The 24,581-nt window shown below is 65.5% G+C and carries 24 protein-coding genes; 8 read left to right on the forward strand and 16 right to left on the reverse strand.

Annotated features, from left to right (window positions below):
* Window positions 1–76: 76 nt before the first annotated feature.
* Complete coding sequence (locus ATE71_RS12740) at window positions 77–763, forward strand: NRDE family protein (RefSeq protein ID WP_058803705.1); 687 nt, start codon at window positions 77–79, stop codon at window positions 761–763.
* Between the two features lie 106 nt (window positions 764–869).
* Here the strand turns inward: ATE71_RS12740 and infC are convergent, their stop codons facing one another.
* Together infC and ATE71_RS12750 are read right to left on the reverse strand one after the other, a co-directional pair.
* Window positions 870–1,406: a translation initiation factor IF-3 gene (gene infC / locus ATE71_RS12745; RefSeq protein WP_058803673.1), complete on the reverse strand. Its 537-nt coding sequence runs from the start codon at window positions 1,404–1,406 to the stop codon at window positions 870–872.
* Window positions 1,407–1,576: 170 nt separating this feature from the next.
* Window positions 1,577–2,713 (reverse strand): penicillin-binding protein activator, encoded by a 1,137-nt coding sequence (locus ATE71_RS12750; RefSeq protein ID WP_152998770.1) that lies wholly within the window; start codon window positions 2,711–2,713, stop codon window positions 1,577–1,579.
* Window positions 2,714–2,774: 61 nt separating this feature from the next.
* Here ATE71_RS12750 and rsmI point away from each other — a divergent pair, with 61 nt between their 5' ends.
* The 5 genes from rsmI (at window position 2,775) to ATE71_RS12775 (ending at window position 6,041) form a co-directional block, all read left to right on the forward strand.
* Complete coding sequence (gene rsmI, locus ATE71_RS12755; protein WP_058803674.1) at window positions 2,775–3,635, forward strand: 16S rRNA (cytidine(1402)-2'-O)-methyltransferase; 861 nt, start codon at window positions 2,775–2,777, stop codon at window positions 3,633–3,635.
* The gene (locus ATE71_RS12760; RefSeq protein ID WP_058803675.1) at window positions 3,632–3,982 is read left to right on the forward strand and encodes a YraN family protein; all 351 of its coding nucleotides are present in this window, start codon (window positions 3,632–3,634) and stop codon (window positions 3,980–3,982) included. The genes rsmI and ATE71_RS12760 overlap by 4 nt, the downstream gene beginning before the upstream one ends.
* 10 nt (window positions 3,983–3,992) lie before the next feature.
* On the forward strand, window positions 3,993–4,943 hold the full coding sequence (gene gshB / locus ATE71_RS12765; RefSeq protein ID WP_058803676.1) for a glutathione synthase: 951 nt from the start codon (window positions 3,993–3,995) through the stop codon (window positions 4,941–4,943).
* Window positions 4,944–4,966: 23 nt separating this feature from the next.
* On the forward strand, window positions 4,967–5,575 hold the full coding sequence (locus tag ATE71_RS12770) for a DedA family protein (RefSeq protein WP_058803677.1): 609 nt from the start codon (window positions 4,967–4,969) through the stop codon (window positions 5,573–5,575).
* Window positions 5,576–5,651: 76 nt separating this feature from the next.
* Window positions 5,652–6,041 carry a hypothetical protein gene (locus ATE71_RS12775; RefSeq protein ID WP_058803678.1) on the forward strand — a complete coding sequence of 130 codons (390 nt, stop codon included), beginning with the start codon at window positions 5,652–5,654 and terminating at the stop codon, window positions 6,039–6,041.
* A gap of 47 nt (window positions 6,042–6,088) precedes the next feature.
* Here the strand turns inward: ATE71_RS12775 and pepN are convergent, their stop codons facing one another.
* Entirely contained in the window at window positions 6,089–8,680 is a 2,592-nt protein-coding gene (gene pepN / locus ATE71_RS12780; RefSeq protein WP_058803679.1) for an aminopeptidase N, read from the reverse strand.
* Between the two features lie 46 nt (window positions 8,681–8,726).
* Between pepN and ATE71_RS12785 the strand changes: the two genes are divergently transcribed.
* Window positions 8,727–9,518, forward strand: a complete 792-nt coding sequence (locus tag ATE71_RS12785; RefSeq protein WP_058803680.1) for an NAD(P)-dependent oxidoreductase — start codon at window positions 8,727–8,729, stop codon at window positions 9,516–9,518.
* Here the strand turns inward: ATE71_RS12785 and ATE71_RS12790 are convergent.
* The 5 genes from ATE71_RS12790 to ATE71_RS12810 all read right to left on the reverse strand — a co-directional run bounded on the left by ATE71_RS12790 (window position 9,515) and on the right by ATE71_RS12810 (window position 16,456).
* Window positions 9,515–10,780: a DUF445 domain-containing protein gene (locus tag ATE71_RS12790; protein ID WP_058803681.1), complete on the reverse strand. Its 1,266-nt coding sequence runs from the start codon at window positions 10,778–10,780 to the stop codon at window positions 9,515–9,517. The two genes, ATE71_RS12785 and ATE71_RS12790, sit on opposite strands and share 4 nt — an antisense overlap.
* Before the next feature lie 69 nt (window positions 10,781–10,849).
* Window positions 10,850–14,266, reverse strand: a complete 3,417-nt coding sequence (locus ATE71_RS12795) for an efflux RND transporter permease subunit (protein ID WP_058803682.1) — start codon at window positions 14,264–14,266, stop codon at window positions 10,850–10,852.
* A gap of 47 nt (window positions 14,267–14,313) precedes the next feature.
* On the reverse strand, window positions 14,314–15,507 hold the full coding sequence (locus tag ATE71_RS12800; RefSeq protein ID WP_058803683.1) for an efflux RND transporter periplasmic adaptor subunit: 1,194 nt from the start codon (window positions 15,505–15,507) through the stop codon (window positions 14,314–14,316).
* A 294-nt stretch (window positions 15,508–15,801) separates the two neighbouring features.
* On the reverse strand, window positions 15,802–16,071 hold the full coding sequence (locus tag ATE71_RS12805; RefSeq protein ID WP_058803684.1) for a GlsB/YeaQ/YmgE family stress response membrane protein: 270 nt from the start codon (window positions 16,069–16,071) through the stop codon (window positions 15,802–15,804).
* Between the two features lie 121 nt (window positions 16,072–16,192).
* Window positions 16,193–16,456, reverse strand: a complete 264-nt coding sequence (locus ATE71_RS12810) for a GlsB/YeaQ/YmgE family stress response membrane protein (protein ID WP_063132299.1) — start codon at window positions 16,454–16,456, stop codon at window positions 16,193–16,195.
* A gap of 231 nt (window positions 16,457–16,687) precedes the next feature.
* Between ATE71_RS12810 and ATE71_RS22180 the strand changes: the two genes are divergently transcribed.
* A complete protein-coding gene (locus tag ATE71_RS22180; RefSeq protein WP_152998766.1) occupies window positions 16,688–17,194 on the forward strand; it encodes a hypothetical protein in 507 nt (168 codons plus the stop codon).
* A 220-nt stretch (window positions 17,195–17,414) separates the two neighbouring features.
* Here the strand turns inward: ATE71_RS22180 and nadA are convergent, their stop codons facing one another.
* From nadA to ATE71_RS12850, 8 genes are all read right to left on the reverse strand, one after another.
* Window positions 17,415–18,404: a quinolinate synthase NadA gene (gene nadA, locus ATE71_RS12815; RefSeq protein WP_058803686.1), complete on the reverse strand. Its 990-nt coding sequence runs from the start codon at window positions 18,402–18,404 to the stop codon at window positions 17,415–17,417.
* A gap of 69 nt (window positions 18,405–18,473) precedes the next feature.
* Window positions 18,474–19,187 carry a hypothetical protein gene (locus ATE71_RS12820; protein ID WP_058803687.1) on the reverse strand — a complete coding sequence of 238 codons (714 nt, stop codon included), beginning with the start codon at window positions 19,185–19,187 and terminating at the stop codon, window positions 18,474–18,476.
* A gap of 63 nt (window positions 19,188–19,250) precedes the next feature.
* Complete coding sequence (locus ATE71_RS12825; RefSeq protein WP_058803688.1) at window positions 19,251–19,865, reverse strand: DUF4230 domain-containing protein; 615 nt, start codon at window positions 19,863–19,865, stop codon at window positions 19,251–19,253.
* The gene (locus ATE71_RS12830; RefSeq protein WP_058803707.1) at window positions 19,862–20,782 is read right to left on the reverse strand and encodes an MBL fold metallo-hydrolase; all 921 of its coding nucleotides are present in this window, start codon (window positions 20,780–20,782) and stop codon (window positions 19,862–19,864) included. The genes ATE71_RS12825 and ATE71_RS12830 overlap by 4 nt, the downstream gene beginning before the upstream one ends.
* A 163-nt stretch (window positions 20,783–20,945) precedes the next feature.
* Window positions 20,946–22,607, reverse strand: coding sequence for a M56 family metallopeptidase (locus tag ATE71_RS12835; RefSeq protein ID WP_058803689.1), 1,662 nt, complete (start codon window positions 22,605–22,607; stop codon window positions 20,946–20,948).
* Complete coding sequence (locus tag ATE71_RS12840; protein WP_058803690.1) at window positions 22,604–22,972, reverse strand: BlaI/MecI/CopY family transcriptional regulator; 369 nt, start codon at window positions 22,970–22,972, stop codon at window positions 22,604–22,606. The genes ATE71_RS12835 and ATE71_RS12840 overlap by 4 nt, the downstream gene beginning before the upstream one ends.
* Window positions 22,973–23,394: 422 nt before the next feature.
* Window positions 23,395–24,234 carry a hypothetical protein gene (locus ATE71_RS12845; RefSeq protein ID WP_058803691.1) on the reverse strand — a complete coding sequence of 280 codons (840 nt, stop codon included), beginning with the start codon at window positions 24,232–24,234 and terminating at the stop codon, window positions 23,395–23,397.
* 92 nt (window positions 24,235–24,326) lie between these two features.
* Window positions 24,327–24,581 (reverse strand): S8 family serine peptidase (locus tag ATE71_RS12850; protein ID WP_152998767.1); only part of this gene is annotated, 255 nt, incomplete at its 5' end.

Consider the following 24,581-nt stretch of genomic DNA (forward strand, 5'->3'; position numbering starts at 1 on the left):
TGAGTTGATTGAGCATTCAACCAAGCATTTTGTCAAGAGGCTTGGCAAGCGCGCGCGGGGATCCGATATGCACGACATGTGTGTCGTCGCCCTTGCCCACCGCGTCCATCCAGACTGGCCGCTCATCCTCATCGGCAACCGCGACGAGTTTCACGCGCGGCCTGCGGCACCGCTTCACGAGTGGGAGGACGGCAGCGGTCTCGTTGCCGGGCGCGACCTGCAGGCGGGCGGCACCTGGCTCGGCGTTCATCGCCCGAGCGGCCGCGCGGTCGTCGTCACCAACGTCCGCGGCGCAATGCCCGACCCCGCGAAGGAATCGCGCGGTGCGCTTGTGTCGGACCTGCTGCGCGGCGCGGGGCGCTTCGCCGATCCGGCGGCGGAGGATTTGCCGCGCTTTAATGCTTTCAACCTGTTCACCGTCGATGGCGGCGGCGCGCGGTTGCTCACCAACCGCCCGGTCCCGCTGATCCTGCCGCTCGAACCCGACGTCCACGCGCTCGCCAACGAGCCCGTCGATGCCCCCTGCCCGCGGGCCGAACGGCTGCGCGCAGCGGTCGCGGCGGGAAGCGACCCCGAAGGCCTGCTCGACACACTGATGACGGAGGACGACCCGGCGCTGTTCTTGCGCGGCGACATTTACGGCACCCGCGCGTCGACACTCGTCGCAATCGCGGCGGACGGCGCGGTACGGATGATCGAGCGCCGATACGAAGCGGGCGGCCGTCCCGCTGGAACGACCGCCCTTGAATTTCGGATGGGTTGAATTGTGATCCTCCCTGTCGCGAAGCGATGGGGAGGAGGCAGCCCGAAGCGCTGACGGAGGGGCTGCAACACGGCCCGTCCACCACCCGCCACGCGGGAGTGCAGGGTTACTTCGGCGCGAGCACCATCAGCATCTGGCGGCCTTCGGTGCGGGGGTGCGCCTCGACCTTCGCGACCTCGGCGGTCATTTCGGCGACGCGCTGGAGCACGTTGAGCCCAAGCTGCGTGTGGCTCATTTCGCGGCCGCGGAAGCGCATGGTCATCTTGACCTTGTCGCCTTCCTCGAGGAAGTCGAAGACCTTCTTCATCTTCACGTCGAAATCATGGTCGTCGATATTCGGACGCATCTTGATTTCTTTGATTTCCTGCGTCTTCTGGCTCTTGCGCGCGAGGTTCGCCTTTTTCTGCGCCTCGTACTTGAACTTGCCGACGTCGAGAAACTTGCACACCGGCGGATCGGCGTTCGGAGATACTTCAACCAGGTCGAGGCCAACCTCGGCCGCCTGCTCGATCGCTTCGGCTGTCAGCATCACGCCCAGATTCTCGCCTTCCTCGTCGATCACGCGGACTTTGGGCGAGGCGATGAATTCATTATAACGCGGACCGTTTTTAGGCGGCAGCGGTGCCATCGAGCGACGGGTCATGGGCGGTGGTATAGCTGTATCTCCTGGGTCGTATAAAAAGGGCGTGCGGAATCGATGCGCCGCGCGCAATGTCCATATAGTGAACGCGCGCGCCGCGTAAAGGCTGCGACGCTGTGCATCGCGGCGCTTTTTCGTCCGACTGTGGCGGCTATGCCACTAATGTTCGGCGGTCACCATTTGGTCGGCGCGGGATCGACGACGCGGAAGCCCCCGGCGCCGATCTCGCTGACCTCGAGCGCGCGGATAGCGATCCCCCGGTTATTGAACCGGAAAATGCCGTCGATCCCGCCGAAACCGTCTGCGGCGAGCAGCCGCGTCGCGGGGAAGCCGGTGCCCGGCTTCCAGTCGCGCGCGATACGCACCGTCAGCAGCACCGAATCGTAACCGAGGCTTGCGAGCCGGTACGGCGCCCGGCCGAAACGGGTGCGATATTTGGTCGCGAGCTGCCCATACAGGCCGTCCGACACGCTGGCGAACCAGGCGCCGCGCATCGCCGCGCTGCTGCCCAACCCGGCATCGGTGTTCCAGAGTTCGGTGCCGAGAATCTGCCGGTCGCCGCCGCCCTTGATCACGGGCACCGCGCGAATGGCGTTGCCGCCGCTGTCGGCGATCAGCACCGCGTCCATCGCGCCGGCGTTGGCGAGCCGCCGCGCGGCGCCGGTCAGCGCGGTCGCGCTGCGGTCGTAGCTTTCGACGGCGACCAGGGTGCCGCCCGCGGCGGATACCGCGGCGCGGAACGCGGCCGCCGACCGGTCGCCGTAGACATTTTTGGGGACGAGCGCACCGAAACGCTGATGCCCCTTCGCACGCGAAAAGGCGACGACGCGCTCGACCGACTGGCCGGGGACGAAGCCCATGATGAAGACGCCATTGCCGGCGACGCTGCTGTCGTTCGAAAAGCTCAACACCGGCACCTTCGCCTCGCGCGCGATCGGCGCAACGGCCGAGACATCTTCGCTGAGGAGCGGGCCCAAGATCAGCTTGTTTCCGTCGGCGACCGCCTGCCGCGCCGCGGCAGCGGCGCCGAGCGCGGTGTCATAGGTGGTGATACGCACGCGCTCGGTCCGCGAATCGAGCAGTGCCAGTGTCGTCGCGTTGGCAATCGCCGTCCCGACATCGGCATTCGGTCCCGTTTGCGGTACGAGCAGCGCGACGCGGTGGCGGTCGGTGTCGGTGGGAAGGCCGGGGCCGACATTGTCGTCGGGGGCAGTCGGCGGCGGCGGGGTCGCAGGACCGTTCGATTTGGGCACCACCTGGCACGCCGCGAGCAGCCCTGCCATCGCCGCCATGCCTAACCCGCGCAGCATCCGGCGGCGCGGCGGCGCATTATTTTGGCGCTCAGCCGCAGTTTCTGCCATTTTCGGCGTCATGCCAGATTCGAACATCTCAGATTCTCCCTTGCCCGGTCTCTATATCGTCGCGACGCCCATCGGCAACCTTGGCGATATCAGCCCGCGCGCGGCCAAAATGCTCGCCTCCGCCGACGTGATCGCCGCGGAGGACACGCGCGTGACCGCGAAGCTTCTCGCCCATCTGGGTTTGCGCGTGCCGATGACCCCCTATCATGATCATAGCGACGAACGCACCCGCGCCGCGCTGGTTGCCCGCATGGACGGCGAAGTTGTCGTTTTGGTGTCGGACGCCGGCACCCCGCTGATTTCGGATCCCGGGTACAAGCTGGTGCGCGACGCGCGGGCGGCGGGGCGCCATGTCGCCACCCTGCCCGGCCCCTGTGCCGCGATCGCCGGCATCACCCTCTCCGGCCTGCCTAGCGACCGCTTCCTCTTCGCGGGCTTCCTGCCCAACAAGGCGAAGGCGCGCGCCGAAACGCTCGCCGAATTCGCCGCGCTGCGCGCAACGCTGGTCTTTTACGAAAGCGGACCCCGGCTGTCGGCTTCGCTTGCCGCAATGGCCGAAGGACTGGGCGACCGCGAGGCGGCGGTCGCGCGCGAGATCAGCAAGCTGTACGAAGAATGCGTGACCGGAACGCTGACCGAACTGGCCGCGCGCTATGCCGACGCGCCGCCCAAGGGCGAAATCGTCGTCGTCGTCGGGCCGCCGGGCGAAGCCGTCGCTGAGCAAGCCGACGAGGCGACGCTCGATGCCGCGCTGCGCGAGGCGATGGCCGCAAAACCCGTCGCGCAGGCGGCCAAGGCGGTCGCCAAACGCTTCGGGCGCGACCGCCACGACGTCTATGCCCGCGCGCTCGCGCTGAAAGAGCGCGCTTGAACCGCGCCGCGGCCGAGGCGCGCGGGCGCAAGGCCGAACGCCGCGCGGCGTGGTGGCTGCGCCTCCACGGATGGCGCATCCTGGGCGAGCGGCTGCGGCTTCCGGTCGGCGAGGTCGATCTCGTCGCGCGGCGCGGGCGCACCATCGCCTTCGTCGAGGTGAAGTGGCGCGACAAGCCCGAAGACCTCGACCTTGCGATCGACCAATATCGTCTGCGCCGCGTCGCCGCGGCCGCCGGAATGCTCGCCCCGCGCTTCGCCGGGCCCCGCGACGACATCAGGATCGACGTGATCCTCCTTGCACCCGGGCGCCTGCCACGCCATCTGGTCCACGTCTGGCAACCCTGAGGATGATCGAATGACCCTGCGCGCCGCGGTACAAATGGACCCGATGGATGGCATCAACATCGGGGGCGACAGCAGTTTCCACCTGATCCTGAAGGCGCTGACCCGCGGATATGAGCTTTATCATTATGATGTTCGCGGGCTGACATGGGAGGCCGGGCGGCTGACGACGAAGGCGAACCGCATCGTCGAGGCGCAGCGCGAGGCCGGAGCGCATTACAAGTTCGGCGACGAAATATTGCTCGACCTCGGCCGCGACGTCGATGTGGTGCTGATGCGGCAGGACCCGCCTTTCGACCTCGGCTATCTCACCGGCACCTGGCTGCTCGAACGCATCCGCCACGAAACGTTGATCGTCAACGATCCGGTTTCGGTCCGCAACGCACCCGAAAAAGTGTTCGTGCTCGACTTTCCCGAGTTCATGCCGCCGACGATGGTCACACGCGAGCTGGATGCGGTGAAGAATTTCCAGGCGCGCTACGGCGCAGTGGTGATCAAGCCGCTGCACGGCAATGGCGGCAAGGCGGTGTTCCGCATCGACGCCGACGGCGGCAACCTTGGCGCGCTCGTCGAACTGTTCGGACAGGTGTGGCCCGAACCCTTCATGGTCCAGCAATTCCTGCCGAGCGTCGCCCAGGGCGACAAGCGCATCGTGCTCGTCGACGGCGAGGTGGCGGGCGCGATCAATCGCAAGCCAGGCGAAGGCGAATTCCGCTCGAACCTCGCGGTCGGCGGCTATGCCGAAGCGGCCGAACTCACGCCGCGCGAGCGGGAGATTTGCGACGTCCTTGGCCCGGCCTTGCGCGAACGCGGGCTGGTCTTCGTCGGGATCGACGTGATCGGCGGCGAATGGCTGACCGAAATCAACGTGACCTCGCCGACCGGGATCGTGGCGATCGACCGGTTCAACGACAGCGACACGGCGGGCATGATCTGGGACGCGATCAAGCGACGCATCGGCTGAGCCAGCGGCGCGTTACCCCCCGCATGACCGATTTCATCCTGAACCTGATCCAGAGCTGGGGTTATGCGGGGATTTTCGTCCTCATGTTCCTCGAAAATGTGTTTCCGCCGATCCCGTCCGAAGTGATCATGGGATTGGGCGGGATCGCCATCGCGCAGGGCCGGTTCGACTTCTGGACGCTCGTCACGGTCGCGGTCGCGGGAACGACCGCGGGCAATTGGGTCTGGTATGCGATCGGGCGCTGGATTGGTTACGGACGGCTTCGACCCTTCATCGACCGCCACGGCCGCTGGCTGACGCTCGACTGGGACGAGGTCGAACGGTTGCACGATCTGTTCCTGAAATATGGGCCAGCGATCGTCTTTGTCGCGCGCTTCATGCCTGTCGCGCGGACGATGGTCTCGCTGCCCGCGGGCATGGTGCAGATGAACCAGCTCAAATTCCTGATCTGGACCGCCGCCGGCTCGACGATCTGGATCGCCGCGCTCGCCGGCGCGGGCAGCTGGTTCGGCAAGCAGTTCGCCAACCTCGACGCCTTCGTCGGCCCGCTCGCGCTCGTAGCGATCGGTTCGCTGATCGCCCTTTATATCTACCGCGTGATCACGTGGAAACCGGCGGCAAAGAACGACTGAGCCGCCATTTTTCTCCGCGGGAGAGTGGCGAGTTTCGAGCGGTTGCAGGCGTTAGGCGTTCTGCTACGCTGCTCCAATGGCACCGCGACGTTTCGCTCCGCTTTTCTTCGTTGCGCTGCTTTCCGCCTGCTCAGCCAATGCGCCTCCCGACGCGATTGCGCGGATAAAAAAGGAATATCGCGTTGAGATTTGCGAGGGTTCGCAAGTGGCAATCATCTATAATATGATGACCCTGATGAACACCGCCACCTATCAAATAGGTTTCCCGAATAGCCAATGCGTCGACAAATTTCTCGAAAGCGTAATTGCTGATTCGACCTATGAGCACCCCTTCGACGACGAATCGAAGTTGCTGGGTTCGAGCGACAAGAAACACATGCTCTTCTCGACCGTCCGGAGCGGAAAGGTTGTGATCTTTCATGTTACCAAGACGGCGGAAATGAACCAGAAGTTCGAGAGGTCGTAGCGCGCCAAAAGTCGATTTGGCTCCGCCCCACACCTCCAAAACCGCTCTTACCCCAGCAGGCTTTTTGACGCCTGTTCGGTCACGTCGCGCGACAGGCCCGGCTGCGCCAGAATGCGTTCGAGTTCAGCGCGCATCAGCCGCTGCCGTCCCTCGTCGAACCGTTTCCAGCGGCCGAGCGGCGGAATCATCCGTGCAGCCGTTTGCGGGTTCTTCGGATCGAGCGCGATGACGAGGTCGGCGATCAGCCGGTATCCCGCACCGTCGGCTTGGTGGAATGCCGCCTGATTGCCCGTCAGCGCGCCATAGAGCGCGCGCACCCGGTTCGGGTTTGCGAGCGTGAAGTCGGGATGCTGTGCCAGTTCCTTGACCGCATGGACCGTATCGGCGCGCAGCGACCACGCCTGCACCTGGAACCATTTGTCGAGCACGAGCGGGTTGTCGCGATAGCGTTGGTAGAAGATGTCGAGCGACGCGACGCGTTCGTCGCTGTCGCCATGCGCCAGCGTCGCCAGCGCCGCCTGCCGTTCGGTCATCCCGTCGGCGTCGGAGAAGATGCGGAACGCGAGCGCGGGCACGTCATCCCTGCCGGTCGCGGCGAGATAGGCGAGCGCGACGCCGCGCAGCCGGCGGCCGCCCTTGGCGGCGCGCGACAGGTCGGTCGCGGGCGGCGCGGCGCCGCTCAGGATCGCGCGCCATTCTCTTTCGAGCGCGGCACCGATCGCCGCCTGCAGCGCCAGCCGTTCGCGGCGGATCGCGTCGGGGTCGACCGTCACCATCTGGTCCCCGATAAACGCCTCGCTCGGCAACAGTACCGCTTCGGCGACGAAGGCGGGGTCGGTCTGACGCCCGGCCAGCGTCCCCGCAACCGCGTCGATCACCACGCTATGATCAGGTGTCCCGCCCGAAACGGCTGCAACAAGCGTGTCGAGCATCAACTGCTGCAACGCTTCATAGCGCGCAAAGGGATCGTCGTCGTTTGCGGCCAGCCATGCGAGTTCGCCGGGCGCGCGGGCGTAATCGACGATCACCGGGGCCGAAAAGCCGCGGTTGATCGACAGCGCCGGACGCGCCGCGAAGGCGCCGAGCGCGACCCGCTGCGTGGCGTCGGTCAGTGTGACCAGCATTTCGGGCATCGCCGCGCCGCTGCCGTCCATGGCAAAGGCCGCGAGTTTCAGCGGCATCATCATCGGTTGTTTGTCGGGCTGGCCCGGGGTCGGCGGCACCGTCTGCTGCACATCGAGCGCCCACTGGCCTCCGTCATCAACCAGCGACAGCGACAGCCGCGGCGTGCCCGCCTGCTCGTACCAGCGGCGGAACTGCGTCAGATCGACCCCCGCGCCGTCCTCGATCGCGCGGACAAAATCCTCGCACGTCGCCGCCTCGCCGTCGTGGCGGTCGAAATAAAGGTCGGTGCCTTTGCGGAAACGCTCCGGCCCCACCATCGTCGCCATCATGCGGATGATTTCGGCGCCCTTGTTATAGACGGTCGCGGTATAGAAGTTCGAGATTTCCTGGTAGCTGTCGGGGCGGATCGGGTGCGCGAGCGGCCCCGCATCCTCCGGGAACTGGGCGGCGCGGAGCAGGCGGACATCCTCGATCCGCTTGACCGCGGGCGATCCCATGTCGGCCGAGAAATTCTGGTCGCGAAAGACGGTAAAGCCTTCTTTCAGGCTCAGCTGGAACCAGTCGCGACAGGTGACGCGATTGCCCGACCAATTGTGGAAATATTCGTGCGCGACGACACCCTCGACGCCGTCATAATCCATATCGGTCGCGGTGTCGGGGTCGGCGAGGATATAGCGCGTGTTGAAGATGTTGAGTCCCTTGTTTTCCATCGCCCCCATGTTGAAGTCGCTGACCGCGACGATGTTGAAGAGGTCGAGGTCATATTCGCGGCCATAAACCTCTTCGTCCCATTTCATGCTGTCCTTCAGCGCTTGCATCGCATGGCCGGTCCGATCGAGATCGCCATCGCGCACCCAGATGCCAAGCGCGACTTTCCGCCCCGACATCGTCGTGAAGCTGTCGCGGTTAACGACGAGGTCGCCGGCGACCAGTGCAAAGAGATAGGAGGGTTTCGGCCAGGGATCTTCCCATAGCGCCCAATGATCGCTCCCCTGCTCGCCCTGTGCGACGCAGTTGCCGTTCGATAGCAGGATCGGGAATTTCGCCTTGTCGCCCTGCATCCGCACCTTGTAGCGGCTGAGCACATCCGGCCGGTCGGGGTGGAAGGTGATGCGGCGAAACCCTTCGGCCTCGCACTGGGTACAAAGCATGCTGTTCGACGCGTAAAGCCCCGACAGCTGGGTGTTGGATGCGGGGTCGACAACGGTATCGACCTCGACCGTCGCCGCCGTCCGGTCGCCCAGATCGACGATCAGGTCGCTGCCGTCCATCCGCCAGCCGTTCCACACCTCGCCATCGACGCGCACCGCCGCCGGGGTCAGCCCGTCGCCGCGCAGCACCAGCGGCACCGGCGCATCGGCGTGGCGCACGACCGACAGCGCGGCGGCAACGCGGGTCGCGTCGATCCCCAGCGCGAAATCGAGTGCGATATCGGGGATCAGCCATTCGGGCGGACGGTAATCGCCGCGATGGATGGTGACGGGCATGGCGGGCGTGGAAGAGGCGTCGGTCATGCGATCGGTCTAGGCATGGCGTCGCCGACGCGCAATAAGGCGCGCGATGGGACAGATGCTGATTTTCGGAATGGGCTATGCGGCGGGCCACCTTGCGGAGCGGCTGCGCGCGCGCGGCTGGGATGTGGCGGGGACGACGCAGGACGGACGCGCGGGCAGCATCGCATTCGGCGACGACGGCGCGGTTCTGGCGGCGCTGCGGAACGCGACGCACATTCTGTCGTCGGTACCGCCTGTCGCGGGCGACGACCCCGTCCTCGCCCGCTATGGCGACGCCATCGCGCTCGCCCCCGCAACCTGGACTGGCTACCTCTCATCGACGGGCGTATACGGCGACGCAGGCGGGGCCTGGGTCGACGAAAGCGCGCCGGTCAAAGGCCGCCGCCCAGACCGCAACGCCGCCGACGCGGCATGGCGCGCGCTGCGCGGCGACGTCCGCGTCTTTCGCCTGCCCGGCATCTATGGCCCGGGACGCTCGATCCTCGAGCGCATCCGGGAAGGCCGCGCGCACCGGATCGATCTGCCCGGACAGATATTCAGCCGTATCCATGTCGACGACATCGCCGGCGGGATCATCGCATCGTTCCGCGGCCCCGCGGGCCTCTACAACCTTGCCGATAACGAACCCTGTCATCAGAACAGGCTGGTCGAATGGGGCTGTGCGATGCTGGGCGCTCCGTTGCCGCCGCTCCAGTCGCTCGACGATGCCGGCTTGTCGCCCGCCGCGCGCGCCTTTTACGCGGAGAACCGCCGCGTCGCGAACGCCAAGGCGAAGCGGCTGCTCGGCTGGAGTCCGCGCTATCCGACGTTTCGCGAGGGATTGGCAGCGAGCGGCTAGATCAACACATCGACGGTGTGGATGAGCACGCCGACTAGCCCGCCGACCAGCGTGCCGTTGATGCGGATATATTGCAGGTCGTCGCCGACGGCATTTTCCAGCCGGTCGGTGATTGTCTTTGCGTCCCAGCTGCGGATCGTGTCGGACACCAGCTTGAGCGCGGTTTCGCCATAGCTGTCGACCATACCGACGACGGCGCGGCGGGCATAGCGGTTGAGCGTGCGCTTGATGTGCGCATCTTCGCCCAGCATCGCGCCGAATTGCGTGACCAGCTCGCCGATCCGCCCCGCCAGCATCGTATCCGGATTGCGCGCCGCCTTCAGCAGCGCGCCGCGCCCCTGTTCCCACAGGCCATCGAGCCAGCGTTTGACCGCCTTGTTTTCGAGCAGTTCGTCGCGCACGCGCGCGACTTTCGCCTGGACCTCGGGGTCGTGCTGCAGGTCAAGCGCCATCTTGGCGAGCCCCTCCTCAACGCGGATGCGCAAGGGGTGCGTTTCGTCGACCGCCATTTCGCTCAGCAATTTCGACAGGCCGGCGACGATGCGGTTCGAGATGCTCTCGTCGAGCCCGGTGAAGCGGACGATCGCGTTCGAATTGTCGTGGACCATCTGGTGGATCAGATGCTCGTTGAGTTCGAGCGTCTTCGATCCCCATTTGACCATCGCGTCGAGAAGCGGCTGGTGGCGCCCTTCGGCGAGCGCAGCCTGCAACGCCTGCCCCAGCAAGGGCGCGACATCGAGCTCGCGCAGGCGGTCGGCAATCGCCGATTTGACCATACCGCCGAGCCGTTGCTGGTCGAGCGCGCCAAGCGCATCGGCCATGATGCGCGAGGCACCAAGGCGCAGGCGCCCGCCCCCCTCGGCGGGTTCGGAGAGGAATTTACCGACCGCACCCGCGACATCGAGCGTCTGCATCTTGCGCGCGATCAGCCGCGGCAGCAGGAAATTGGTGAGCAGGAAACGTGCGAGCGTATCGCCGATGCGGTTCTTGTTGCGCGGCACGATGGCGGTGTGCGGGATGGGCAGGCCCATCGGGTGCCGGAACAGCGCTGTGACCGCGAACCAGTCGGCGAGCCCGCCGACCATCGCCGCTTCGGCAAAGGCGCGGACGAAACCAACCGCAGGATGAACGTCCTGGAAATATTTGGCGCTCACGAAGACGATCGCCATGACGACGAGCATCCCGGTCGCGACGGCGCGGATATTCGACCCTTTTGCCGGAATGGCGACGCCAATCGGGCGGGGAAGCGTGCGGTCGGTCATGCGAACCAAATGGCGAAATCCCGCAAAGGTTGCAACCGGCGCAGTCGCTTACCGCGCCGGTTGATCCCTCTACTCCGCCGGTTCGGGTGTCGGCGCCCCGTGCGGCTTCGTATCGTCGCCCTTGCGGTAGGTGAGCAAGTTGCGCGAGAAGAAGCGGCCGAGGCGCTTTTCAATGCTGTCGGCCAGGCTGAAGCCCGCAGGCACGATCAGCAGCGTCAACAGCGTCGACAGGATCAACCCCCCGATCACCACCACGCCCATCGGCGCGCGCCACGCGCCGTCGCCCGACAGCGACAGCGCGGTGGGCACCATGCCCGCAACCATCGCGACCGTGGTCATGACGATCGGCTGCGCACGCTTGCGCCCGGCATCCATCAGTGCCGCCGATTTTTCGACGCCATGGTCCATCTCCTCGATCGCGAAATCGACGAGCAGGATCGAGTTTTTGGCGACGATCCCAAGCAGCATCAACAGGCCGATAAACACGGGCATCGAGATTTCCATGCCGGTCACCGCAAGGCCGAGCAGCCCGCCGAGCGGCGCGAGCAGCAGCGACGACATGTTGACCAGCGGCGACAGGAAGCGGCGATAGAGCAGCACCAGCGTCGCAAAGACGAGCAGCAGACCCGCCACCACGGCGACAAGAAAGTTGTTCATCATCTCCGCCTGCCACTTGGCATCGCCCTGGATGACCTTGCGGATGCCCTGCGGCATGTTGGTGATCGACGGCAATTTGTCGATCTTGGTCTGCGCTTCGCCGGTCACCAAGCCCGGCGCCAGATCGGCGCCGATGACGATGCGCCGCGTCTGGTTGTAGCGCCGAAGCTCGGTCGGCCCCGCTCCGAAGCCGATCTCGGCGACCGATTTCAGCGGCACGGTACCGCCGCGCGCGGTCGGCACGGGCAGATTCTCGATCGTCGCAAGGCTGCGCCGCGAATCTTCCGACAACAGAACCCGGATCGGAATCTGGCGGTCGGACAGCGAGAATTTCGCCGCATTCTGGTCGATGTCGCCGAGCGTCGCGATGCGGATCGTCTGGCTAAGCGCTGCGGTGGTCACGCCGAGTTCGGCGGCAAGGTCCATGCGCGGATTGACGATGATCTCGGGCCGCGGAATGTCACCCTCGATACGCACCGCGCGCAATTCCTTGAGCCCGCTCATCTCGCGGACGATCTTGCGCGCATGATTTTCGAGCGCCACCGGATCGTCGCCGCCGACGATGAAGGTGATGTCGCGGCCCGAAAAGCCACCCGACTGGCTCTGGAACGACACGCGCGCGTCAGGGATCGCCGCCATCTTCGGCTGCAAGCTGCGCTCCCATTCGACGCTGGTGGTCGGGCGGTCCTTCTTCAGCGTGATATACACGCTGCCGCCGCCGACATTGACGTCGTAAAAAGCGTTGTCGACCACGTCGTTCGACGCGAGAATCGCGTTGATCTGGTTCGCGATCACGTCGCTCTGCGCCAGCGTCGATCCCGGCGGCAGTTCATAGCTGATCTGGCTATAGTCGCTGTTGATTGTCGGCTGGAACTGCTTCGGCAGCACCGCGAACAGGACGATGCTCGACACAAAGGCGAGCACGCCGATCCCGACGATCCACACGCGATGGTCGGACAGGCGGGCGCCAGCGCGCTTGACCATGAAGCGGGCCCAATTGGTGAAGCTAGAGGTCCGCATGCCGACGACATAGGCGATCGCGCCGACGATGATGGAGAACAGCGTTGCCAGAAGAAATGCCACGATCGTTACGGCCGGCGTGGCGAGCATGAAATGCATCGCCGGGTTGGGCGCATCCTGTCCGGCGGGAACGGGCTGATAATATTGGAATATCATCAGCGCCAAGACGGCGGCCGCAACAAGGAACGACAGGGCGAAGAACATCGGGCGCGTCTGCACGACATCGAGAGCCGCACGCTTCGCCCTGTGCTTGCTGCTGTCGAGCGTCCAGCGCAGCACATTTTCATACCGGTCGACCCAGGGGCCCGAAGCATGATCCTGTTCGCCCTGCGCCGACAGGAAGTAGGCGGCGATCATCGGCGTGATCATGCGCGCGACCGCGAGGCTGACGAGCACGGCGAAGACGACGGTCATGCCGAACTGAATGAAGAACTGGCCCGAAACACCGGGCATCAGCGCGACGGGCAGGAACACCGCGACGATCGACATCGTCGTCGCGACGACCGCCAGCCCGATCTCGTCGGCGGCGTCGATCGACGCCTGATAGGCGGTCTTGCCCATGCGCATGTGCCTGACGATATTCTCGATCTCGACGATCGCATCGTCGACGAGCACGCCCGCAACGAGGCTCAGCGCGAGCAGCGACAGCCCGTTGAGCGAGAAGCCCATCAATTCCATGAACCAGAAGGTCGGGATCGCCGAGAGCGGGATCGCGAGCGCCGAAATCAGCGTCGCGCGCCAGTCGCGCAGGAACAGGAAGACGACGACCACCGCGAGCACGGCGCCCTCGATCATCGCGGCCATCGAGCTGCGATATTGTTCCTTGGTATATTCGGTGCGCGTGAACAGGATCTTGAAGTCGACCTTGGGATTGTTCTTCTTGATCTCTTCCAGCTTCTTCATTGTTTCGTCATGGACGGTGACGTCGGACGCGCCTTTCGCTTTCTCGATCGAGAAGCTCAGCACCTGCTTGCCCTCGATCTTCGCGAGATTGCGCTGTTCGGCATAGCCGTCGGTGACCTTGGCGACGTCGCTCAGCCGGATCGTTCGGCCGTTGCCCAGCGATAATTGATAATCCCCGAGCTGATAGGCGCTGCCCGCGTTGCCGAGCACGCGCACAGCCTGTTCGGAGCCCGCGATTTCGGTGCGTCCGCCAGCGGCGTTCACGTTGATCTGGCGCAGCTGCTGGTTGATCTGGCTGGCCGTGATGCCATAGCTCTGCATTCGTGCGGGATCGAGAATGACGCGAATCTCGCGATCGACCCCGCCCGAGCGGCGCACCTGGCTCATGCCCGGAATCGACAGCAGGTCTTTGGCGACGGTGTTGTCGACGAACCACGACAGCTGTTCGAGCGTCATGTCGGTCGCCTCGACCGCAAAATAGGTGATCGGCCCGCCCGCGATATCGACCCGCACGACCTGCGGCTCGAGGATGCCCTCGGGCAGGTCGCTGCGGATCTGCTGCACGGCTTGGTTGACGTCGTTATAGGCGCGGTCGATCGGCGTGCCGATCGCGAATTGCACGAAGGTGCGGCTGTTGCCCTCGCTGACATAGGAGGACATTTCATCGACCCCGCTGACGCCGCGTATGGCGGCCTCAACGCGCTGGGTCACCTGCGTCTCAAGCTCGGTCGGGGCAGCGCCGGGCTGCACGACGACGACCTGCACCGCCGGAAATTCGACGTCGGGATTGTCGTTGACATCCATCCGGTTGAAGCTGACGAGCCCCGCCAGCAGCAACAGGATGAACATGACGATCGGGGGCACCGGATTGCGGATGCACCAGGCGGAAATGTTGCGGAAGCTCATGATCAAACGCCCTTGTGCACTAAATTCCTACGCGCCGTCCGGCCCGGTTATTGCGACGATTTCTGGACGACCGGATTCACCTTGTCGCCGGGGTTGAGGAAGGCGCCCGCAAGTGCCACGACCTTTTCGGTCCCGGTCAGGCCCGATGCGATCGACACACCGCGGTCGGTCACCGTGCCGACCTTCACCGGCACGCGCTTGATCACATTGTTGCCATCGACGACGAGCACGAAATTCCCTTCAACCCCGCTCTGCACCGCGCTTTCGGGAAGCAGCGGCGCCGAAGCCGTGCCCGCGATCAGCCGCGCGTCGGCAAAGCCGCCCGGACGCAGCGCCTCGCTGTACGGAACCGCGATGCGCACCGTGCCCTGACGCGTATCCATGTTGATGACCGGCGACTTCTGCCAGACTTGGCCGGCGATGCTGAGGTCGCTGCCGACGGGTGTCACGGTTGCCCGCGTTCCGACCTTGACGCGAGCCAGGTCGGCTTCGGCCATTTGCGCCAGCATTTCCATTTCACCGCCGCGTGCCATGCGGAACAGCACGCCGCTGCCCGCACCGACAATCTGCCCCGGTTCGACCTGACGCGTCAGCACCAGCCCCGCGGCGGGCGCGACGATGTTGAGCCGGCCGTTGCGCGCGACCGCTTCCTGATATTGCGCCTGTGCGACGCGCACGCGCGCGTTGGCGGCATCGCGGGTGGCGCGCTTGCGATCCATGTCGGCCTTGGAAATGAAGCCGCGGCCGACGAGCGCCTGCGCGCGTTCGAGTTCCGCCTGTGCAAGATCGGCATCGGCCTGTGCGACGCGGATCGACGCGGCGAGGCTTGCCGCCTGCTGCGCCTGGACCGACCGGTCGATGACCGCGAGCGTCTGCCCCGCACCGACCCATTGGCCGGGCTCGACCAGGACACGAACGACCTGCCCGCCTTCGCCCGCGACCCCGACGGGCATTTCGCGGCGCGCAGCGATCGTGCCATTGGCCGCGATCGCTGCCTCGACCGACACGCGCCCCGGGACGACCACGGTGACGTTCGGCACCGCCGCTGCGCCCTGACCGTCGGCGCCGGCCGCGTCGCTGCCGTGGGTGAAGGCATAATAAGCGGCGCCGAGCGCAAGCGCGATCAGCACCAGCGCGACGATCATCCGCGTCCGCTTGCGCCGGCTGCTGTCGGCGTCCTCATAATAGCTTTGCGTGCCCGCCAGGCTGTCCATCACATCCACTTTCCGCTCGTAGTTCACGCCGAAAACCCTCCCTGCCTCGCACGGCATCAAACTGCGGCAAGCGCAACGCGCGACCGCCCCTCCGACCCCGCACGACAGGATCATTCCTCAACGAGGTGTATTACCGAATTAAATCACCACTGGCAAGAGGCGAAACCTCGCCCAGCCGTCCCCGCCTCCGGCGCGCGTTCATACGGAGGTTCCGTCCCGATTTCCAGTGGTTTGCAGGCATGAAAAAGGGTGGCACACCCGGCGGCGGCCACCCTCTTTTCCGGCCGGTCTTGTGGGACCGGCTATCCTACGGGCGGGGCGTCAGCGCAGACGGCCGCGCCGGACGAGGTTGACGATCCCGAGCAGAACCACCGCGCCGATGAAGGCGGTGAGCAGGGTCATCGGATCGAAGGCGTCGCCGCGCAAATGGCCGCCGCCTAGAAACCTGCCGAACAAGAAGCGGCCGAGAATCGAGCCGAGACAGCCGACGATGATGTTCAGGAAAATACCCTGTTGGGCATCGGTGCGCATCACGATGCTGGCGAGCCAGCCAATGATGCCGCCCATGATGATTGCGATAATCCAAGTCATATGATGACCCCCTACGATCGTTTCTGCCGCCTACTCGCGCAGGCATTTCATTGTTAACGCAAATATTTGAGATCGCCTAGCAGAATGGCGGCGCTGCGGTCGCGCGCCGCCGCCATGCCGTTCAGCGGACGCTGCCGCGCCGTATCAGGTTGATGATTCCGAGCAGCACCACCGCCCCGATAAAGGCCCAGAGCAGCCCGATCGGACTGAAGGTGTCGAGGCTTGCGCCCATGCCGAAGAAGCTGCCGAGAAAGTTACCCAGAAATGCGCCGACGATCCCGACGACGACATTGAGGATGATTCCCTGCTGCGCATCGGTGCGCATGACGATGCTCGCCAGCCAGCCGATGATGCCGCCGACGATCAACGTGACGATCAAACCCACCATAATGATATCCCTTCCCTGAACCGGCCGGGGCACCGAGGGGCTCCGGCCTTTGCTGCAACGCTCCGCCGCGGCGGAGCTTCGCCTTGGCGATGCTCGAACAATGCCGAATGGATTGGAAAGGTTCCCGGCCGGACCGCTTGGACCGCGGCCGGGAAAGTGGGATCGGTTCCGGTTCGGGAACGTCTCCGGGTCGCCCGACGGTGATAAGCAGGCGCGCTTGACGGGAATGTGACGAATGTCACAGACGCAAAAATAAAGATTGGGGAGCCGCGGCGCGCCGCTGCGATGCGCGCGCCACCGTGGGACAATATCGCCAGCGCATACGAAATGGGGGCCGGCATCGCTGCCAACCCCCACTATCCGGCTTTGCCCCACGCACTCCACCTCACCTCATCCCGGTCCGCTTTTCTTGCGATCAGCGGCCCGCAAAACGATGCGCTGCGGCGCGCGCCGGAACAATCCGGCGACGGTTTGGTCGGCCCCCTTTCGGGGGCCGGCCGCACCTGGAAAGCCCTTCATCATCTCTTCCTGCGTCTGCCGAAGCAATCGCCGTCCAAGCGATGGACTGCATTTCCTGTACCTGGTCGGGTTCGCCTCAACTCGTGGGAATCGCTGCGTTCCGTGACCTGGCTATCGGTCGCTATCCTCGTCGGTCCGTTCCGTTCTCTTCTGGCTAGTCTTGCAACCACCCTTGATGTCCCGGCGGTCCGACGTCTCTGTCGTCCGATGATTTGAAGCTGACATGAAGCGTTCGGGGCGCCAACAAAAAATGGCCGAAATATCCTCGTCGCCCGCACCCGCTTGTGGATAAGTCCGGCAATAGCAACATGCGGATTCGTTGCAGCATTTTTGTAACAGCGATGCAGCATTTTCGGATTCGCTTGGCGGACCACAGCGGCGCGAATCACGCTCGCGAATCGCTCCCGCGACAGGAATCGATTCGCTGCTTTCCGAATCAGGCGCGGCCGAGGTCGCCCTTGCCCACCGTGCCCGATGCCATTTCGAGCATCCGATCGAGGCTCTTGCGCGCCGCGAGGCGAAGCCCCTCCTCCATCTCGATCTGCGGCTTCAGATCGCGCAGCGCGAGATAGAGCTTTTCCATCGTGTTGAGCGCCATATAGGGGCAGATGTTGCAGTTGCAGTTGCCGTCCGCGCCCGGCGCGCCGATGAAAGTCTTTTCAGGCAGCGCGAGTTCCATCTGGTGGATGATGTGCGGCTCGGTCGCGACGATCAGCGTGTCGCCGGGGAAATTCTTGGCGAATTGCAATATGCCGCTCGTCGAGCCGACATAGTCGGCATGGTCCACGATGTGCGGCGGGCATTCGGGGTGCGCGGCAACGGGGGCATCTGGATGCTGCCCCTTCAGTTTCAGCAATTCGGTCTCGCTGAAAGCCTCGTGCACGATGCAAACGCCCGGCCACAACAGCATGTCGCGCCCGAACTTGCGGTTGAGATAGCCGCCGAGGTGGCGGTCGGGGCCGAAGATGATCTTCTGTTCAGGCGGGATCTGGCTGATGATCGTCTCGGCGCTCGACGAAGTGACGATGATGTCGCTCAAGGCCTTCACCGCCGCCGAGCAGTTGATGTAGGTCAGCGCGATATGATCGGGATGCGCTTCGCGAAAGCGTTTGAACTGTTCGGGCGGGCAGCTGTCCTCGAGGCTGCACCCCGCGTCCATGTCAGGCAGGATAACGGTCTTTTCGGGGCTCAGTATCTTTGCGGTCTCGGCCATGAACTTGACCCCGCAGAATGCGATGACGTCGGCATCGGTGTCCGCCGCCTTGCGCGACAGCTCGAGGCTGTCGCCGACGAAATCGGCCAGATCCTGAATTTCGGGCTTCTGATAATAATGCGCGAGGATGACGGCGTTGCGTTCCTTGCGGAGGCGTTCGATTTCGGCACGCAGGTCAAGGCCCGAGAGATTCTCGCGGATGGGAGCAGTCATGGCATTTCCTTATATGGCTTAGCCTTGGCGCACCCCCTACACCGCGACCAGCGGCAGGGCAACGCAGCGTCAGCCGCCAGCGAGCTTTTCCGCGAGCGCGATGACCGGGGGCATCATCGCCAAGAGGTAGATGGTGACGCGCACCGCGATCACAATCGCGGCAACCGCTTTCGTCGCGGGATGGACACGACCAAGCGTTCGCCGGTCGTAAAGCACGACGATGCCGACGACCGCGAGCTGAATCAGCCCGACCGGGATATCGGACCAGCCGATCATCAGGGGTATCGGGAGCAGCCGCCCCAGCGCCGGTTCGAGAATGACGATCGTCGCCCCGATCATCAGCCGTCGATGCCATGCCGTCCGGTGCCGCCGGCGCACCGCCGCCCAGACGATTGCTCCGAAGGCGAGCGACTCTACGACCGTGAGCGCAAGGAAATAAGGCGGCGAGAAAAAGGGTGGAAAACGGTGCAGCACCAGGGACGCAACGCCGGTGAAGATACCGAGGCAGGTGATGAAGATGGCGAGCGCCGCTCCCGCCCAGCCGAGTTTGCGATGCAGCGCCAGATTGTCCCGCGAGACGAGCATCGGCTGGACGATCAGCAGACCGAGCCAAGCGAGCATCGCGACGCCGTGAAGATGCACCCAGAACGGTGCCGCGACCGGATCGACGAAGCCCCTCAGCGCGAATTGCAGAAAGCCGACGACGATAAAAATCGCGAGGCCGGTCGCCATGCGATGCCAGAAAAGCTCGGCGCGCGTGGCGCCACCCACGGTGCCAACCATGCTATTCCCCTGCCCGACCCGGGCGCGAGAATAACAAAGCCGCGAAAGTGCGGGAAGCGGGATTTAGCCAGTCGGCGAGGCGGCGAAGCGCGCGGTGACCTTCGCGTCGATTCCCGCGGCCTTCAGCGGCATCGCAAAGCTCTGTTCGACCGCGGCGCGTGCGGCGCCCTGCGCGAGGCGCATCGGCGTCATTCCCTTTGCCTGCTTGATCAGTTCGGCCTGCGCCGCCTTGCGGTTCGCGGCGTCGAGCGTGCGCTCGGCGTCGGTCAGCGTCAGCAGGATTTCGCCGTCGCGATATTCGCTGATCGCATCGATATCGATCTCGGGCCCGGCGAGCCGGAGCGGCGGCAGCGTGACGGTCAGCGCATTCGCCGCGGCATCCCAGTCGAGGTCAGACTGCCTGAGTTTACCGAGGTCGAGCTCGTAGCGGACGGTGCCCGGCATGATCAGTGTCTTCTTCGCGCTGAGCCCGAGCCGGCTCTGCGTCGAGGTCACTACGGCGACATAGCGCGCGGTGAAGGGCACCAGCACATTCTGTTCCTGCAACCCCTGCAGGCTCGCGGCGACGACCGTCTCCGGGTCATAGCCCTGCTGCCAGTCTTGCCACGCGCGCCAGCCGAAGAAGAGCGCGAGCGCCAGCATCGCGGCGACCGCGGCGCGGAACAGCCCCTTGCTCATGCCACCAGCCTCCAGTTTTCGGCATCGCGCGCGACACGGCCGCGATTTTCCAGATCGATCAGATGCGCGAGAACCGATCGGCCGGCAGCGCCGGTCAGCCGCGGGTCGAGCCCCTTGTACATATGCTTCACCATGTCGGGAATCACGCGCGGACCCTTTTCGAGTTCCCGCAATATCTGCCGCTCGCGCTGTTTGCGGTGGCCGAGCATCCCGCGAACCAGCTGGCGCGGCTTGGTCACTGCAGGGCCGTGCGCGGGATAATAGACGTGGTCGTCGCGCTCATAGAGCTTTGACAGGCTCGCCATATAGGCCGCCATGTCACCGTCGGGCGGGCTGACCACGCTGGTCGACCAGGCCATGACATGATCGCCGGTGAACAGCGCGCGCGTTTCGACGAGGCCGAAGCACAGGTGGTTCGATGTGTGACCCGGGGTGGCGACCGCCTCGAGCGTCCAGCCGTCGCCCGTAAGCCGTTCGCCGTCGGTCAGGACGCGGTCGGGCGCATAGTCGGCGTCGAAGGCCGAATCGGCGCGCGGGCCGTCGTCGGACAGGGCCAGCGGCGCGCAGCCGATGATCGGGGCGCCCGTCGCCTCCTTGAGCGGCGCCGCGGCGGGCGAATGGTCGCGATGCGTGTGGGTGCAGAGGATCGCAGCGATGCGCTGGCCCGCGGTGGCGCGCAGGATCGCGTCGACATGGCCGATGCCGTTGATGTCGGCAGGATCGCCGATGCTGAGTCCCGATCCGGTCGGGCCGGGATCGATTACCGCGACATCGCCGCCCGCGCCGACGATCCACGTCTGGGTGCCGGTGAACGTATAAGGCGAGGGATTCGGGGCAAGCACGCGGCGCACCAGCGGCTCATGCTGTTCGCACTCGCCGGCGCGGATGCTGTCGGGCCAGGGCTTTTCGTCGTTCATACTGTCCATGTGGCATCGCACGCCACGAAGGAAAAGGGATGGCGCCAAAAATCGGGACGCGAAAAAGGGAGCGACATGGGCCGCCCCCTTCTCCGCCCCTGCCGCCGGCCCCACCGGGGAGCAAAGGCCGGCGTCGAAGCTGTTCGGACCTAGGGCCCTGACCCTAGTGGTCCGATTTCTCCATTTCGGCGATCGCCTTGTCGAGGTCGGCCGTGACCTTGGCGCGCATCGTGTCCGACAGGTGGCTGTCGCTCTCGAGAAAGCTTTCGCGCGCCTTCTTGAGCGCCGACAGGCGCTGCGCCTTCGCCTCGGGGCCATCGGCGCAGGTAATCATGACGTAACGGCTGCGCTTGCCGCCGGTGATTTCTTCGCGATCGACCGTCGGCGCAGTCTGCCCCGAACCGCAGCGGGCCACCGCGAGCGCATGTCCTTGCGCCGGCGCCCAAGCGGCCGGCGGACGGGGCGCCTTGGGCGGCACTGGCGGTCGCGGCGGCATCGGAGCCAGCGCGATGCGGAACCGTTCCTTGCGCTTCGCTTCCAACTTGTCTGCGATGGCGTCGGCCTGCTTGCCGTCGATACCCTGTTCTTTCAGCGTCGCGAGCACGTCGTCGCGCGACAGGCTGCCAAGGGTGCGAATCTCGACCTGCCGGACCTTGGGCGCCTTGCCATCGGCGGGAGCGACCATGACGGTCTTTGCCGCATCGCCTTCGCCGTCGCGGCGGATGACGATCCGGTGCACTTCGCGCCTCTTGCCATCGTCGGACGTGGTTACGCTTTCGGTCACATCTTCGCCGGTCGAGGTGAAAAGCATCGCCCCGGGCGCCGACGGCGTGGCGGCGGGCGGTGGCGGAGCAGGCGGCTCGGGCGCCTCGGCAATTTGAGCGCTCGCCCGCGCGGTGCCGGCGGGCACGAGCGTGGCGGTCGTCGCCAGCACCGCGATCGCCGCGCCGCCGATCAACAGCCGGCCCATCAGGCTGCGCTTTTTCGAAATATCCTGCTGCAACAACATCGTCAGCCTCTCCTGCAGATTGTCGTGGACGGCCATCGGCGCCGCGAGCGAGAGCCGAGACCCAACCGCCGCCTTGGCAATCGCGGTCGCATAGCTGGCGGTGCGCGCGCCGCGCGCATCTTGGTCGGCCATCGTCAGCACGCGCGCGTCGCACGCGGCCTCCTGATCGAAACGAAAGGCGCGGATCGCCCGCCAGGCGAAGGGATTGAACCATTGCGAGGCAAGAAGGACGAGCGCCGCGGCATTGGCCCACAGATCGCCATGCCGATGGTGCGCCAGTTCATGATCGACCGCGAGCGCACGCTCTTCGGCGGCGTAGCGCGCGAAAAAATCATGCGGCACGGCAACGAAGCGGCGCCACAGGCCAAAGGCCACCGGCCCGTCGACCGCATCGGTCATCACCAGCCGGATCGAGCCGATCGGTTCGAGCTCGACCGCCTCCTCCAGCACCGCTGCGCGGAACCGGTGGTGCGAGAGCGTCGCCATGACGAGCACGAGCACCATGCCCACCGCCCACAACAGGACCAGATAGGGCATCACGTCGGCCAGCGACCAGGCCGCCGGCTGCGCGGCGGCATCGACCGGCAGCATCACGGCCGCGCCGGCATCGGAAATCGCGGCGGCGACGGGAGCCGGCTCGGCAAAGGGCAGCGGCGGCAGCACGAGCCGCAGCGCCGGAATCAGCCACAATGTATAAGTGAGCCGCGGCCCGAAATGGCGCGCAAAGGGTTTGCGGATGAGCAGGACCGCAAGGACGAGCAGCGCGGTGACGAGCATGGTGTCGCCCCACAGCTGCATGAGCGTCGCGGCGCTCATGACTTGAGCTTCCTCAAGAGCGCCTCGATCTCGGCGATATCGGTGTCGGTGAGCGCCTCGCGATCGGCGAGATGCGCGATCAGCGGACTGACGCGCCCGCCGAACAGGCGATCGACAAAGCGCTGCGATTCCTCGCCTACGGCATCGGCGCGCTCGATCGCCGGGCTATAGAGATAGCGCCGGCCGTCGGCCTCGGCTGTGACCGCGCCTTTCTGGACCAGCCGGGCAAGCAGGGTTTTCACCGTCGCCTGCGTCCAGCCGTTGATCGTGCCGATGCGCGATGTCAGGTCAGCCGCGGTCTGCGGGGCTTCGTCCCACAGCGCCGCCAGCACCTGCATTTCCGACTCGCTTGCTCGTTCTGCCATGCGGACCCCTCCCATTGGCGTCGTCGACTATGATGCGACTACAAATGTAGTCAATGGGCTGAACGCTTGCTGAACGAGGCTGAACGTCCAACTGTCGGGATTTTTGACAATCGTGCGCGGCGGTAAGAAATTGATAACCAGCGTCTCGCGCCGAAAAAGGGGCAAGCAGCAATCTGGCACGGCATTTGTATGATGTTCCATGTTCCCGAGTGTTCCGCTCAATGGAGCGGTGGGGGACATCGGTCTGGTCCCTGATGTCCCCTGCCCCCACCCGGGAAATCCCCACTTGCCCCCGACGCAGACGGGGGGCGGAGCGGCCGAAAGGCCCCGCCCCCCGGATGCTCTTTGCCATAAAAAGGGACGGGCCGCCGAAGCGACCCGCCCAGATCCGACCGCCGAAGCCGGCGGCCAGCCCATTTCCTCTATTCGGCGTCCTGCTGTTCGGCCGCCTTCTGGAGCTGTCCCTTGGTCATGCCCGTCACGAGGACATCGCCCGACCCGGCAAAGCTCGCCGCCGGAAGTGTCGCGACGCGATTGCCGACCTCGACCGTCACCGCCTGCACGATGCCGCGGCCGGTCTGGCGCAGATCCTGCACATAGCCGATCACCTTGCCGCGAGCGTCGGTGACCGCCATGCCGGGTTCGACGGCGAACATGCCGGTACTGTTCGCCGCACCGCTTCCCGCCGCGGCAAGCTGGCCGAGGCCGCCCTGGAAGCTGCCCGCGACCGAACCGGCGCCGTTGGTGCTGCCTGAGACGTTCGACAGTGCCGAACCCGTCCGGTCGCGGACAGTCCCGACCGCACCGCGCGCGGAGCCCGTTGCGGTCGAAGCCGCGCCCCTTGCGGTGCTGACCGCACTCTGAGCCGTGGCCCCGACGAAATCGGTGCCGACCGCCTGCGCATCGATGCTGCCGCTGCCCGAGGCGCTGCCGGTGCCGCCGGCGCTGCCGCCGAGACTATTGCCGAGAAGGTCGCCGCCGCCGTTCGCCGAGCCTTTGCCATTCGCATCGGCACTGCCCTTGCCGCGCACGCTGCCCGAACGGCGATCGACCTGCGCCTCGCCGTGCCCCGATCCGGCGAGTTCGCCCGCGCCGCCCAGCGTTCCGCCGATCGGTCCGGTCGGATTGCCGAGTGTCCCGCCCAGCGTTCCGCCCAAATTGCCGCCCAGCCCGCCGCTGCCGCCGAGCAGCTGCGCCGATGCCGGTGCCGAAAGGGCGATGGCCGAAGCCGCGAGTGCCGAAATGAAGATATGTTTTGCCATTGTCCTGCTCCTGAATCGGCCCGGAGGGGTGGGCCTTGCAGGGAAAACGACGATGCTTCCGGTCTTCTTCCCGAAAAAATTCGGAATCGCGTTTATCGGCTGCCGCAACGTTCGCAAATCAGGCCGTGGCCATAGATTTTGTCGCGCCCCTTCTTGCCGAGGTCACGCGCCTCGAACACCAATGCGGTCACGGCGGGCGCGATCCGGTTGACCGACGGCGCCGGATAGCGGAGCGCGAGCCGGCCGGCGACCAGCGGCGCGGCGAAGGATGTTCCGCGCAGCCGGTCGGTACTCGCTGCGCCGGTGGCCGCCAGCACCGCATCGCCGGGCGCGGCGAAGTCGACATG

The sequence above is a fragment of the Sphingopyxis sp. H115 genome (assembly GCF_001468465.1).
Classification (GTDB): Bacteria; Pseudomonadota; Alphaproteobacteria; order Sphingomonadales; family Sphingomonadaceae; genus Sphingopyxis.